Origin of the sequence: Alteromonas sp. BL110, from assembly GCF_003443615.1 — a bacterium.
Classification (GTDB): domain Bacteria; phylum Pseudomonadota; class Gammaproteobacteria; order Enterobacterales; family Alteromonadaceae; genus Alteromonas.
On record NZ_CP031967.1, the window covers coordinates 1,830,501 to 1,843,467 of the forward strand.

Annotated in this window: 13 protein-coding genes; 6 read left to right on the forward strand and 7 right to left on the reverse strand. The window is 45.1% G+C overall.

The window, feature by feature from the left end; genetic code table 11:
- Positions 1-2 precede the first annotated feature (2 nt).
- From D1814_RS07975 to D1814_RS07990, 4 genes are read left to right on the forward strand one after another with little or no spacing between them, the layout of a single operon-like run.
- Positions 3-1,277 carry a COX15/CtaA family protein gene (locus D1814_RS07975; RefSeq protein ID WP_118491165.1) on the forward strand — a complete coding sequence of 425 codons (1,275 nt, stop codon included), beginning with the start codon at positions 3-5 and terminating at the stop codon, positions 1,275-1,277.
- Positions 1,270-2,187, forward strand: coding sequence for a heme o synthase (gene cyoE, locus D1814_RS07980; RefSeq protein WP_118491167.1), 918 nt, complete (start codon positions 1,270-1,272; stop codon positions 2,185-2,187). Before D1814_RS07975 ends, cyoE begins: the two co-directional genes overlap by 8 nt.
- On the forward strand, positions 2,184-2,828 hold the full coding sequence (locus D1814_RS07985; RefSeq protein ID WP_118491169.1) for an SCO family protein: 645 nt from the start codon (positions 2,184-2,186) through the stop codon (positions 2,826-2,828). The genes cyoE and D1814_RS07985 overlap by 4 nt, the downstream gene beginning before the upstream one ends.
- A 1-nt stretch (position 2,829) precedes the next feature.
- A complete protein-coding gene (locus tag D1814_RS07990; RefSeq protein ID WP_118491171.1) occupies positions 2,830-3,417 on the forward strand; it encodes a GNAT family N-acetyltransferase in 588 nt (195 codons plus the stop codon).
- Positions 3,418-3,507: 90 nt separating this feature from the next.
- Here D1814_RS07990 and D1814_RS07995 read toward each other — a convergent pair whose 3' ends face one another.
- Complete coding sequence (locus D1814_RS07995; RefSeq protein WP_118491173.1) at positions 3,508-4,728, reverse strand: polysaccharide deacetylase family protein; 1,221 nt, start codon at positions 4,726-4,728, stop codon at positions 3,508-3,510.
- A 121-nt stretch (positions 4,729-4,849) separates the two neighbouring features.
- On the opposite strand from D1814_RS07995, the gene D1814_RS08000 reads away from it, so the two are divergent.
- Positions 4,850-6,196, forward strand: coding sequence for an MATE family efflux transporter (locus D1814_RS08000; RefSeq protein WP_118491175.1), 1,347 nt, complete (start codon positions 4,850-4,852; stop codon positions 6,194-6,196).
- Between the two features lie 87 nt (positions 6,197-6,283).
- Here D1814_RS08000 and D1814_RS08005 read toward each other — a convergent pair whose 3' ends face one another.
- The 5 genes from D1814_RS08005 to nfuA form a co-directional block, all read right to left on the reverse strand.
- Positions 6,284-6,976: a class I SAM-dependent DNA methyltransferase gene (locus D1814_RS08005; protein WP_118491178.1), complete on the reverse strand. Its 693-nt coding sequence runs from the start codon at positions 6,974-6,976 to the stop codon at positions 6,284-6,286.
- Positions 6,977-7,116: 140 nt separating this feature from the next.
- Positions 7,117-7,500, reverse strand: a complete 384-nt coding sequence (locus tag D1814_RS08010) for a VOC family protein (protein ID WP_118491180.1) — start codon at positions 7,498-7,500, stop codon at positions 7,117-7,119.
- A gap of 74 nt (positions 7,501-7,574) precedes the next feature.
- A complete protein-coding gene (locus tag D1814_RS08015; RefSeq protein WP_118495344.1) occupies positions 7,575-8,270 on the reverse strand; it encodes an aspartate/glutamate racemase family protein in 696 nt (231 codons plus the stop codon).
- Positions 8,271-8,485: 215 nt separating this feature from the next.
- The gene (locus tag D1814_RS08020; RefSeq protein ID WP_118491182.1) at positions 8,486-8,716 is read right to left on the reverse strand and encodes a hypothetical protein; all 231 of its coding nucleotides are present in this window, start codon (positions 8,714-8,716) and stop codon (positions 8,486-8,488) included.
- Between the two features lie 45 nt (positions 8,717-8,761).
- Positions 8,762-9,340 carry a Fe-S biogenesis protein NfuA gene (nfuA, locus tag D1814_RS08025; protein ID WP_118491185.1) on the reverse strand — a complete coding sequence of 193 codons (579 nt, stop codon included), beginning with the start codon at positions 9,338-9,340 and terminating at the stop codon, positions 8,762-8,764.
- Between the two features lie 161 nt (positions 9,341-9,501).
- On the opposite strand from nfuA, the gene D1814_RS08030 reads away from it, so the two are divergent.
- On the forward strand, positions 9,502-12,159 hold the full coding sequence (locus D1814_RS08030) for a M14 family zinc carboxypeptidase (protein WP_118491187.1): 2,658 nt from the start codon (positions 9,502-9,504) through the stop codon (positions 12,157-12,159).
- Positions 12,160-12,226: 67 nt separating this feature from the next.
- Here the strand turns inward: D1814_RS08030 and D1814_RS08035 are convergent, their stop codons facing one another.
- Positions 12,227-12,940 (reverse strand): ComF family protein, encoded by a 714-nt coding sequence (locus D1814_RS08035; protein ID WP_118491189.1) that lies wholly within the window; start codon positions 12,938-12,940, stop codon positions 12,227-12,229.
- Positions 12,941-12,967: the final 27 nt, after the last annotated feature.

Below are 12,967 nucleotides of genomic sequence, written 5' to 3' on the forward strand. Positions count from 1 at the left end.
CTATGAAAAAGTTAACCCTATTCAGTATATTTTTAGCGGCTGTTGTTATCATTTTAGGTGCCTATACCCGTTTGACCGATGCCGGGTTAGGCTGCCCCGATTGGCCTGGGTGCTACGGTAATTTAACTGTGCCTTTAAGTGAAGAAAAGGTGGCACAAGCCAATGCCGCCTATCCTGATCGTCCAGTTGAAGCATTTAAGGCGTGGAATGAAATGATTCACCGCTACTTTGCAGGAACATTAGGACTATGTGTGTTGGCTATCGCGGTTATCGCCCTTCGGCAGCGCGATAAGGGTACGCCTGTTAAACTGCCGCTTTTACTTTTGGGGCTCATAATATTTCAAGCAGCCCTTGGTATGTGGACAGTGACACTCAACCTGCTTCCCGTTGTTGTAATGGGGCATTTGTTAGGAGGCTTCTCCGTAATATCCTGCCTATTTATTCTCTATCTTCGCTTGCGCAATTCCGCAGGCGATGCACCGAAAACTAAACAAGCGCCCATAGCGTCAGCTATGCATGATCAGGATATTACCGACCTACCTCAAGCCAAAATCTTTCAGCGAAACCTTAAACTTTTCGCCTTTGTTGGACTCGGCGTACTTGTTACACAGATTGCACTGGGAGGATGGACTTCTGCCAATTATGCTGCGTTAGCCTGCACGGAAATGCCGATTTGTGAAAGCGGATGGCAGGACAGAATCGATATTGCAGGTGCATTCAGCGTACCTGACGCAGACAACTATGAATTTGGCGCTCACGATTACGGCGAGCGGGTCACTATGCATATCGTTCACAGGTTTGGCGCAGTGGTTACGTTTTTATACTTGTTAGCACTTGGTATAAACGTGTTAGTTAGCCGTTACGCTACAAATAAACAAAAGTTTGTGAGCGCATTTATGTTGGTAGCGCTGTGTACTCAAGTGGCTTTGGGGCTTAGTAACATTGTATTTATGCTGCCTTTGGCTGTCGCCGTCATGCATAACGCGGTTGCAGCGGTATTGCTCCTATCCTTGCTAAACCTTATTTTTACCGTTTTCCGAATTCTGGAAAACGATCAGGTTTTCGGTTTAGAAAAGCAAAGTAAAGCGCCATTCTCGGTGCCTGAACCGCTGCAAGGCGCCTATAGAAAACAGCAGGCTTTTAGAAACCAGCAAGCTCGTAATACTTCATTACACGAATCTGAATACGCATCTTTACGCGGCTCTTATCAAGATCCTTTGAGCGGGTCTACGTCCTCGCACATTCTCCCTAAAGCTCCAGGAGGTTTCCATGGCTAAATCGGTCTCTTTACATGCACGTACTTCCCGCCAACACACTATAGTAACGTGGCGCGACTATTACGAAATGACTAAGCCAAACGTGGTTATGCTGCTGTTGTTAACTGCGCTGGTGGGAATGTGTTTAGCTACGCCTACATGGGTAAATGCAACAGTACTCATCTGCGGCTTATTAGGTATTGGTATGTTATCGGCCTCTGCAGCAGTCATTAATCACGTTGTCGACCATAAAATAGACAGCGTGATGGCGCGCACATTTAACCGGCCTGTGGCGAAAGGCAAAGTCAGTGTAAACAACGCGCTGTGGTTTGCTGGTATCTTAGGTGTGGTAGGGTTCGTGGTGTTGGCCTTATTTGTAAATATGATAACCGCGTGGCTGACCCTAGCGAGCTTAGTAGGCTACGCGTTCATCTATACCATGTATTTAAAACGCGCTACGCCTCAAAATATTGTAATCGGTGGTTTGGCGGGTGCTGCGCCGCCACTTTTAGGTTGGACGGCAGTAACCGGGGAAATACATGCCCATGCACTACTTTTGGTACTGATTATCTTTACTTGGACCCCTCCGCATTTTTGGGCCCTCGCCATTCATAGAGAAAAAGACTATGCCAAAGCGAAGGTGCCTATGCTGCCGGTAACACATGGTGTTTCATTTACGAAAACTTCAGTATTGTTATATACAGTGTTACTAGGGCTTGTGTGCTTGCTGCCCTACCTTACAGGTATGAGCGACCTCATTTATTTAATTGGTTCAAGCGTGCTTAATATTGGTTTTTTATATTATGCATTAAAGCTAAAATTTGATGCACAGCCTCAAACGGCAATGAAAACTTTTAGGTTTTCTATTATTCATCTCATGGTATTGTTTGTAGTATTACTCTTAGATCATTACATTCCATTGAGTTTATGAACCAACGAACTATTGTCGGTCTTGTTGCATTTTTAGCGTTGTGTGCAGGCATTGTCGGGGCGCTTTATATCGCGCCTCCAGGTGTTGAAAGTCAGCCTGAATATTTTCAAACCTACCCTGAGCCAAGGGCATTATCACCTTTTACACTAACGTCACATGAAGGTGACGTATTCGATAATTCCTCGCTTAAAGGCCAATGGAGCTTAGTATTTGTGGGCTATACTTTTTGTCCAGATATCTGCCCCACAACCATGGCCGAGTTAAACGGAATATACCCTGAACTAAAAGCGTTAAATACTGTCGAACCAATTCGAGTTGTATTTGTATCCGTTGATCCGAATCGCGATTCAATAGAAAGACTTTCAGAGTATGTGAGCTATTTTAATGAGGAGTTCATCGCTGTTACCGGAGAGCACAAAGCGCTATTCCCGTTCGTACGTAATTTAGGGATGATGTATGCTATTGCTGAAAGTACCGATAACCCCAACTATTTAGTTGATCACAGTGCATCTGTTGTACTTGTCGACCCTGAGGCTAGGGTGATAGGAAGATTCAAACCAAAAAGAGAGCCAGGAAAGCTATCGATAAGTGATTCTCAGCAAATATTGGCAGATATGCCGATAATTACCTCGAAGCAGTAGTATGGAAATAGAAATTAGGCAAGGTGTGGCATCTGATGCCGCGCAAACTACGCCGCTCATATTGAACGCGGCGCAGTCATTATTAACGTCTATTTTTGGACATAATAAGAATAAAACAGCCGATGGTTACCTTGCTCATGCTTGGGAACAAGGCGGCGGTCAGTATGGCTTCAACAATCATTGGGTGGCATGCAGTGGTGACGAAGTGCTAGGCGTGGTAACTGCTTGGCATAGCAAACTGGGTGCTGCATTTGATAGAGCAACTCTAGACAGCATAACGTCATATTTTACGCTTGATGAAGCTATGACAGTACTCATGCGTAACCAAACAGTAGCGGTAAACCTTACGCCCCCCACCAATACAGAGCTTATGATTGGTCATCTTTCGGTAGAAGAGAGTGCCCGCCGTACGGGGGTAGGCTCAATGTTGGTAGATGCAATGCACTCAAGAGCGGAAAAGTTAAAGAAACGTAAGCTTGTGCTTGATGTAGAAGTGTCGAACGTGCCGGCTATTCGTTTTTACCAACACCATGGGTTTGTAGAAGAGTCTATAAATAAAGGCTTTATAAGATTTGCTCGTAACGTTTAGGTAAACGTTTCCTTATATAAGCGCGAGTTCATTTAATAAAACTCGCGCGCCCCGCTTTAGGCTAATTCCAAGTCAAGATCTTTAATTTACTTAGTCAGGATAATTGCCACTTTCATCTGCTACAAAGAAAGGCGTAGAGTACCAATAATAGCGACCAGCTTGAGTATTGGATGGTGCTGTACAGTTCACCCTTGAACGGCCTATAGGAAGTGATTTATCTAAGGTGAACGAAAGCACCTTACCTTCAAGATTTGTCTCGATGGTATCGCCCCCAAAAAAACAATTAACCTGAGTAAGGCGCACATCGTTACTGTCTATTGTCAAGCTTATCGGTGAGGACAAGGTTCGTGTCGTCATGCGAGGGTTTTCGTGTGTACTGTGCGTTACTGGCATTGCCAAGCTATTTAGCTTGGTCTTAAGTGTTGCAAGGTTGGCGTAAGGCCCCGCTGCTGGAAACCGAGGAAGCGCCTGCATGTCGCTATTTGGGCCTACAGCCCCAGAGTGTTGACCAAACCCAATGTAACCTTCAGCTTTGAGCTTATTAGCTAGCGCTGTATTGTATTCTCCAAATGGGTACGCCAGATATTTGAGGCTTATACTTAGCTTGTCTTCTATCTTCTTTTCAGCACTTTCTACGTTTTCCCATACTTTTTCCAGCCATGCGCTTTTGCCCATTGTTTGTTCACCGTTTAGCATGTGAAGATGGTCAAGCGTATGATTGGCAAAAGTAACGCCGTCGTTATGCATGGCAATAACTTGCTCCCACGTCAGCTGCTTCGGACCTACGCCAATTTCATCAGGGTTGATGAATACCGTGTATGGGAAACCTAGGTCTGCCAGTATTGGGTGAGCATTGTGTAAGATATTCGCGTAACCATCGTCAAATGTGATAGCCACTGCTTTTTCTGGCAGTGTTTTGTTGTCTTGTAAAGCTGAAACAACGTCCTGAATCGACACTACAGTGTGATGTGTATCTAAGTATTCCATATGCGATTTAAATGTCTCAGGCGAAATACTAGTACTGGCCGGTGTAGATGAAGACACGTGGTGATAAAGCAAAATGACCGCGTTAGGTATGGTGCTAACACTCATTTTGTCGGTTTCAGCGCCTTGCTCTTGCGCGCGTGTAGCCGTATTCACATTAGCATCCAAATTTGTTGCAAATCCAGATGTGCTTAACAATACACAGAAAACGCCTGCAAGCATTGAATAAAAAACTTTCAGTCCCGTGGATTGCTTTGTTCTTTTTTGATTTAGGTAGTTGTTTTTCATATCTTCATCCACTGAGTGCCTGATTAAATTAATTAGCATGGTAAACTTCCAAAAAGTAGAACTTAACTGTCTATTACGCAGATAGACAAGTTCACCTTTCATTAATGTTGATGCATAGCTTGTTAGTATATAGCGAAACCAATCTTTACTGAGATCATTTATGTCCCGTGCCGAAGTCAGCCAGCGCTCTTTTTTTGAAGACCATACCCGTCTGTTGGCGTTAGCGCTTCCTATGATCCTAGCGAATGTCACAACGCCTTTATTAGGCTTAGTAGATACCGCAGTTTTAGGGCACATGTCATTACCTGCTATGCTTGCTGGCGCTTCGGTAGGCGCACTTATTTTAACGCAAATATACTGGGTATGCGGGTTTCTTCGCATGTCTTCAACAGGTTTAAGTGCGCAGGCGAAAGGCTCGCCCAATAATAGGTTAGAATCTGCCAAAGTATTGTGGCAAACGGTGGCTGTGGCCTTATTGTTAGGTGCAGTCGTACTGGTTCTTCAATCCCCTATCCTTTCTTTAGGATTAACCTTAACTCAACCTAATAACGAAGTAGCCCTACACCTTCAAAGCTATTTTTCTGTGCGCGTATGGGGCGCGCCTGCTGCCATGCTTAATCTTGCGTTGGTAGGATGGCTAGTGGGGCAGCAAAAAACGCGCAGCGTTATGACTATTCAAATTGTGGGCAATCTACTAAATGCTGCACTTGATATGGTATTTGTATTTTCACTGAATATGTCAGTAGCCGGTGTAGCATTAGCCAGTGTTATTGCTGAATATACTATGGCCATAATGGCGTTTATGGTGGCATTTAAACACGTTGGCGGTGTAGCGGTAAGTGCTTCTTGGTTTAACCGGGCGGCACGTAAGGTGCTAATGAAGTTAAACGGCGATATGTTACTACGCAATCTGGCACTGCAAGGCTGCCTAGCGTTTCTTACTATTCAAGGTGCCCGTTACGGCGAAACGTCGGCGGCCGTCAATGCCATACTTATGCAGTTCTTTGTTTTAATCGCATTGGGTTTAGATGGTATTGCCTATGGTGTGGAGGCGCTGGTGGGTGAAGCTAAAGGGGCGTCTGATAGCAGTGAAGTGAAACGGCGTACTTACCAAGGGCTAGCCTGGTCAAGCGTGTTTGCCCTCATCTACAGCCTGATATTCTGTTTAGGAGGTGAGGCCATTGTCGAACTGCTTACTGAGCATGGCGGCATCGTAGACGCAGCGCGGCCTTACCTAAGCTTGATGGTATTGCTTCCTCTGTTGGCCCACTGGTGCTTTTTGTACGACGGTGTGTTTGTTGGTCTTACTCGAGCAAGTGCAATGCGTAATACCATGATAATAAGTGCACTAGCTGTGTATTTCCCTGTTTGGTTCCTCACGCAAGACCAAGGTAACGTTAGCCTGTGGTACGCCCTACTCGCCTTTTTACTCGCTCGCGGCGTAACATTGGCGTGGAGTTTTTACCGTTTAGATAAACGCGATGAACTAGCGGCATCGCAAAGCTAGCGTTTTTAGAGCGTATCGCTGTCCTTATTTAAGGAGAGCGTGCCTAGCACGCTGCTTCTTTAAGTCTTCCTGATGCATTATTCCGCTTTACTTTTGCTCTATTCTTTTTTGCACAATGATAATAGTGTGTTGCTCGGGGTGCTGATCAAATTCAACGTGGCGAATAAAGCCGCCAGCTTCCATCAGTATTTCTAAATATCTATGTAGCCCAAGCGAGGCGTAGTAGACTTCTGGTCCCATCACTTCGTTAGTATGTTGACCGCTTTCATACGTACCACCGCAGCTAAAAAGTAACACGCCGCCATCGTTTAAGTGATTCATTAGCTTCTTAAGCAAAGGCTCTTGCTGCGTCAAAGGGATATGCCAAAAGCTATCCCAAGCGCTAATGAAGGAATAGTGCTTAGTTAATGTAAACGTGCAAACATCGGCGCAATAGAAGGTATGGGCAGGTAACTGAGACTTAGCTATAGCCAGCATATCTCTAGACACATCAATGCCTTCGTACGTTAGCCCATTACTTTCGATAATGGGAACAAAGCGATTTGTACAGCCGCAACCAATGTCTAGCGCGTAGCCGTATTCCTGTGTTTTTCTTTCACTGAGTACTTCTCCCTTGTTAGGCGCTTTACTATGCACTTTATCCTGCTCTGGTTGTGGGGCTTGCGGCAAAAATGACAGAGCTTTTTGATAGGCAATTATGCCATTTTTCTGATTAAACTCGGGTCGCGTCCAGCGGTGAGTAATGGTGTCGTAGGCCTTGCCAGTTTCTTCAGGAGTCATATGCTATCTGTTAGCTGAAATTTTGCTTCTTCAAGGTTAATTCATCTAGCCAAAATGTATAGTGGAAAGTTTGTACAGAAAGGGGGTAAGACGCTACCAGCCTTGGTCATAGAACTGCCAACAGGTAACGCCTATACTTTTTATTTTCTTACTATGTGCGTGGCGCAGAGTTTGTTACCTGACGGGTCTCGCAGGTAAGCAAGGTATAATTGGCGTTCGCCATTTCCCCGGATGCCTGGTGGGTCTTCACATGGAACTCCCCCATTTTCGCTTCCAACTTTATGCCATTCATCTACAATCTCTGGTGTACGCGCTGCGAGACCAAGGGTTGTTCCATTACCGTGTGTCGCTTCCTCGCCATTAATTGGCTTGGTTAGGGCTAAAATACCTTTGGGCGTGTAGTAAAACACGCGTCCATATTCATCAAAAACGCCTGGCTCGTAACCCAATACACCTAAAATAGCGTCATAGAATTTCTTCGACGCCTCAAGGTCGTTTGCACCTAACATAACGTGGCTAAACATAGTTGTGTCCTCTGGAATAGTAGGGGTAACCCCTTTTTATAAAATTAGGTTACTCGTGCTCTGCTCTAGTTTATTTATTGCCCTAAAGCGAAGTCTACCGCGGCTTTAGCATGGATAGCGGTAGTGTCGTATAACCTAATCTTGCTGTGCTGTTGTTGCACTAATAACGCAATTTCGGTGCAGCCTAGAATGATGCCTTCAGCACCCTCGGCCGCAAGCGCGTCTATTACTTCAATATACGCCTCACGAGAATCAACACAAATCACGCCCTTGCATAATTGTTCATAAATAATGTTATGAATTGTGTCTCGTTGTTGCGCATTTGGAATAACAACCTCAATACCAAAAACCTCTTCAAGACGGGATGTATAAAAGGTTTGCTCCATGGTGAAGCGTGTGCCTAGCAATCCGATTTTTTTTACCTTATTGCGCTGTAGCTCGCGCCCCGTTGCATCGGCAATATGAATAAGGGGGATACTGATATTCTGCTTAATCTCAGCCGCCACTTTGTGCATGGTATTGGTACAAATTAATATGGCTTTTGCACCTGCTGTTTCTAAATGCTTTGCCTCATGAATTAAAATGTCGGCGGTTTTATCCCATTCGCCTCTGTGTTGAAGCTGCTCTATGTGGGCAAAATCGACGCTGCTTATTATTAATGGCGCACTGTGAAGACCACCAAGTCGCGCGTTCACGCCCCGGTTTATAGCTTGGTAATAACTTACCGTTGATTCCCAGCTCATACCGCCGAGCAAGCCTAGCTTGTTTATAGCATTTTCCACTATTCACCTTTTTTGAGTACTTAGTACAACTTTCAATCTACCGATAAAAAGTGTTCACGACTAGTAGCGAAGCCAATGAAATGGTAGATAAAAGGTTATACAAGATAACGGTGTTATATAGTTGGGTATGACTGGAAGATAGGAGTGTTTAATGTCCTGAAAGAGTTATTAAACAACTGATAAAAATAGGTAAAATTGGTTTTCTAAAATTTAGGAGGCGGCTTTTTATCTTTTATAAACGAGAAACGCTGAATGAAAATTCCCCAGTAGCCCAACATAGCAATAGCAAAACCAAGAAATAGTACCACAAGGCTTAGGTAGCGCAGCGCGATATGAAATTCGCTAAGGGTAAACAGCAGCAAGACGCCGACAACGAAAATAGATAAGCCTATTTTAAATCGTTGCCAGCTCTTAAGTGGATCTTGCGTCAACATAGAGACAGCATTGTGATATGCACCTAAATAAGCGCAGTATTGCGCTTAGTAGTAAGAGTGCTCACCGGCTTGGTGTTCAGTTGCATCGCGCACGCCTTTAAGCTCGCCAGCGAACTGTTCAATCATTTGCTTCTCTATCCCTTCTTTAAGCGTAACGTCTACCATTGAGCAGCCATTACAGCCACCGCCGAATTGAAGAATGGCGTAGCCATCATCAGTTAACTCGGTAAGTACAACATTACCCCCGTGGCTCGCTAGCTGTGGGTTGATTTCTGATTCGATCATGTAGTTGATTCGCTCGACTAAAGGGGCATCGTCGGCCACTTTACGCGCTTTAGCATTAGGCGCTTTAAGTGTTAATTGTGAGCCCATTTGATCGGTAACGTAGTCAATTTCCGCCTCATCGAGGTACGGTGCACTTTCTTCGTCTACCACGGCATCGAAGCCGTTAAACGTAAGGCGAGTGTCTGTTTCTTCGACAGCGTCCGGCGGACAATAGGACACGCCACACTCAGCTGACGAGGTGCCTGGGTTTACGACGAATACACGAATATTCGTGCCAGACTCTTGTTTACTCAGCAGTTTTACGAAGTGAGCCTGGGCTTCTTCTGATATAGTTATCATCAGCAAGTCCTACATATTTTGAAAATTTAGATTATTGTATCAAATTTACCTGAGTAAAACAGTCAGGTATTAATTAAATAAATAATTCCAGTGAATCGAATTTGTTGAGAGTGACGTACACCGCTATTACTTTCAACCATAACAACAAGACGGGAAGCGCTATGTTAGCGAAGCTAAAAAACTCCGCCAAAAAGAACCCATTATCACTCGCTTTATTGTTGGCGCTTGGCACTATCGGCCTTGGAGCGACGACCAGCCAGCAAGCATTGGCACAGCCAGCCTTATCATCAGTGGTTACAATTTCCCCTGATTCAGGCGGGCAGCCAGTTACAGCATACTTACCTGATTCCGTATCCTTCAACCCAGCTATTCCTACGCCTGAATCTGTAATTGGTGCCAACATTGGAGAGTGGCACGTACGTCACGACCAAGTCGTAAATTACATGCAGCTTCTTGCCGAAAAATCTGACCGCATTACCATCGAAGAAACTGGCCGGACCCACGAAAATCGCCCGCTTTTACTCATGACTATCACTGCGCCGTCAAACAGAAACAACATTGAAGCCATGAGGCAACAGCACATTGATGCCATGGAAAGTGGCAAAAAAGTAGGTAACGACGCCCCTCTGATTTTTTACATGGGCTACAGTATTCACGGTAACGAGCCTTCCGGTACCAATGCTTCGCTAGCGCTGGCTTATTACTTAGCCGCCGCTGAAGGTGAAGAAATTGATGCCTTGTTGAACAACAATATTGTGCTGTTTGATCCATCTTTCAACCCCGATGGACTCTCTCGTTTTGCTCAGTGGGCAAATATGCACAAAGGCAAGCAGTTAGTTTCTGACAGCCGCCACCGTGAACATGACGAGGGGTGGCCGTCTGGCAGAACAAATCACTACTGGTTCGATCTCAATCGTGACTGGCTATTGCTGGCGCACCCAGAGTCGCAGGCGCGTATTAAACAGTTTCACAAATGGCGTCCACATATTCTGACCGATTTCCACGAAATGGGCACAGACAGTACCTATTTCTTTCAGCCCGGCGTACGCTCGCGCAAAAACCCTCTAACGCCAGACGAGAACGTCACCTTAACTGAAGCGCTTGCGCACTATCACGCTGCAGCGTTTGACGAACAGGGCGAGCTGTATTTCACCGAAGAAGCATTTGACGACTTCTATGCTGGTAAAGGGTCTACCTACCCGGATTTACACGGTAGCGTGGGTATTCTGTTTGAGCAGGCCAGTTCGCGAGGGCACCTTCAAGACTCTATAAACGGCAAGCTTGCTTTTAAAGACACCATAGCGAACCAAATTACCACGTCTCTCAGTACCTTTAGGGGCGCATTGGCAAATAAGGCTGCAATCCTCGACTACCAATCGGGCTTTGTGAAGAGTACGCAGTCTTTGGCTAAGCAAGATGCCCAAGCTGGATTTGTAGTAAGTGCATCCAATGATACCGCTCGTTTTAACGCCTTTATCGCATTACTTGAGCAGCATCACATTGAATATGAAGTGCTTACAAAGAACTTCAACGCGAAGAAGATTAGCTACAAGGCAGGGAAGGCAATATTTATCCCTACTAACCAACCTCAATACCGCCTAGTAAAGTCAATTTTTTCTACGCAAACATCATTTGAAAATAACACCTTCTATGATGTTTCAACGTGGAATTTGGCTTTGGCCTTTAACTTGGACTACGCGCCTTTAGACCAAGGCGATGTGCGAAGTCTTACGCTAAGTGACAACTCTGCTCTTACTCAAACAACACTTAATGATATTCATGAAAACGCTTATGCCTACGCGTTTTCATGGCAGCATTATTATGCGCCTGCCATGCTTCAAACCTTACTGGAAGCCGGAGTGAAAGTGCGAAGCAGTGAAAAAGCGTTTTCTGCTATTAAATACGATGGCAAAAATGTTGACCTTCAGCCCGGTAGTATTGTTGTGCCTAAAGGTTTGGGGCAGCCCGAAAACTTAGTGGCCATTTTGAGCAAAGCGCAGCAACAACTTCAGGTACCTGTGTTTAGCTTACGCAGTGGATTAACGCCGACAGGTAATGATTTAGGTAGCCGGAGTATGGCGCCAGTTGACTTACCGCAGGTATTAATTGTAGGTGGTGAGGGGACCAGTGAATACGAAGTGGGAGAAATTTGGCACTACTTCGATACAAAAGTCGGCTTGTCTGCAAGTATTGTAGAGCAACAACACCTATTAGGTGCGCTTAATGACCCTAGCGTTACCTACACTCATATTTTATTTCCTAGCGGTCGCTATCGTTTTACTGAAAACGACAGAAAAAAAATTGAAGATTGGGTGAAAGCCGGTGGTGTTATCGTAGGCCAGAAATCTGCACTGCGTTACTTCGCAAAGCATAAGTGGCTAGATGCGGAGATTGTCAGTAGAGAGACCATAGATAATGCTTTCGATGAAAGCGATTTAAGCTACGAAGATGGCTCGTCGCTCTATGCCAGAAAGTTGGTGGCGGGTGCTGTATTTGAAGCAGATATTGATAATACTCATCCACTTTTTTATGGCTATAGCGATGATACCCTACCTATGTTTAAAACGAATAATATGGTCGTAGAAGCAAGTAGTTCGCCGTTTGTCACACCGGCACGCTACACAGACGAGCCACTTATGGCTGGGTTTAGTGATAAAAGAATGGTTGCGCTAATGGCTGAGTCAACCGCAGTGACGACTCAGAAGATGGGGCGTGGTGTAGTCATTGGTTTTACCGACAACACGCAATTTAGAGGCTACTGGTACGGCACGAACAAAATGCTAGCCAATGCCATTTACCAGTCGCACTTTATCCGTTAAATCAGTTTATGAAGCGCGGTGCATGCCGCGCCTTAATAGCTTATCTTTTCGTATTCCTTGTCAAGCCTCACGCTTTTTGGAATAAGCTACTTTTAGGTGGCGGCGTAAATACGGCTGCCCAAACTTGAATCTGTATCTTTGGGTAGCGCTGCTTAAGTCTTTTACTAAGTGTATTTACGGTAACGCCCGTAGTAAGAACATCATCCACTATCGCCACGGTGAAATCGCTGCCCTCTTCGTTACATCGCGCTGCCGCTATTTCGTCATCGATACATTGCTTGGATAAAGTAAATACACGATTTGCGTTCTCTGCTCTGGCCATTTTGGATAAGTGGTGCTGCACACTAAAGCCTTTGCGACTTGCCCATGATTGATTAATGGGTATGCCTAGTTCACTGCTTAAACTTTCACACAAAAGCGTAGCTTGGTTGTAGTGCCGCTTTGCAAGCCGCCATGCACTAATTGGAACCGGAAGCAGTACATCTGGCACTGATAGAGTGCACTGTCGCTTTTTATGGACAAACCAGTTACTTAATACTTTCCCTGACGTTAGTGAATGCGTAAACTTTAACTGGTGAACCAGCGATGACATGGGCCATGTATGGAGCCCCAGCACTGATAGTGCGTCGTAGTGGCTATGCTTGACGTGGCCTGCCACAGGGCCGTATTGAAGTAGGTTACTCCCATGTAATGACGCTTCGAAAAAAAACATGTCATCTTCACACCAGTGACATACTGGCGTAGGACTTGCCTGATAACATAGCAAGCATGAAAGGTTCATAGTGTTGATTCCATCAACTTCCTTGAA

Excerpts from the sequence above, each read along its gene's own strand:
- D1814_RS07995 (WP_118491173.1), bottom strand. The coding sequence starts at position 4,728 with ATGCTAATTAATTTAATCAGGCACTCAGTGGATGAAGATATGAAAAAC.
- cyoE (WP_118491167.1), top strand. The coding sequence starts at position 1,270 with ATGGCTAAATCGGTCTCTTTACATGCACGTACTTCCCGCCAACACACT.
- D1814_RS08035 (WP_118491189.1), bottom strand. The coding sequence starts at position 12,940 with ATGAACCTTTCATGCTTGCTATGTTATCAGGCAAGTCCTACGCCAGTA.
- D1814_RS08005 (WP_118491178.1), bottom strand. The coding sequence starts at position 6,976 with ATGACTCCTGAAGAAACTGGCAAGGCCTACGACACCATTACTCACCGC.
- D1814_RS08020 (WP_118491182.1), bottom strand. The coding sequence starts at position 8,716 with ATGTTGACGCAAGATCCACTTAAGAGCTGGCAACGATTTAAAATAGGC.
- D1814_RS08030 (WP_118491187.1), top strand. The coding sequence starts at position 9,502 with ATGTTAGCGAAGCTAAAAAACTCCGCCAAAAAGAACCCATTATCACTC.
- nfuA (WP_118491185.1), bottom strand. The coding sequence starts at position 9,340 with ATGATAACTATATCAGAAGAAGCCCAGGCTCACTTCGTAAAACTGCTG.
- D1814_RS07975 (WP_118491165.1), top strand. The coding sequence starts at position 3 with ATGAAAAAGTTAACCCTATTCAGTATATTTTTAGCGGCTGTTGTTATC.
- D1814_RS07985 (WP_118491169.1), top strand. The coding sequence starts at position 2,184 with ATGAACCAACGAACTATTGTCGGTCTTGTTGCATTTTTAGCGTTGTGT.
- D1814_RS08010 (WP_118491180.1), bottom strand. The coding sequence starts at position 7,500 with ATGTTTAGCCACGTTATGTTAGGTGCAAACGACCTTGAGGCGTCGAAG.
- D1814_RS08000 (WP_118491175.1), top strand. The coding sequence starts at position 4,850 with ATGTCCCGTGCCGAAGTCAGCCAGCGCTCTTTTTTTGAAGACCATACC.
- D1814_RS07990 (WP_118491171.1), top strand. The coding sequence starts at position 2,830 with ATGGAAATAGAAATTAGGCAAGGTGTGGCATCTGATGCCGCGCAAACT.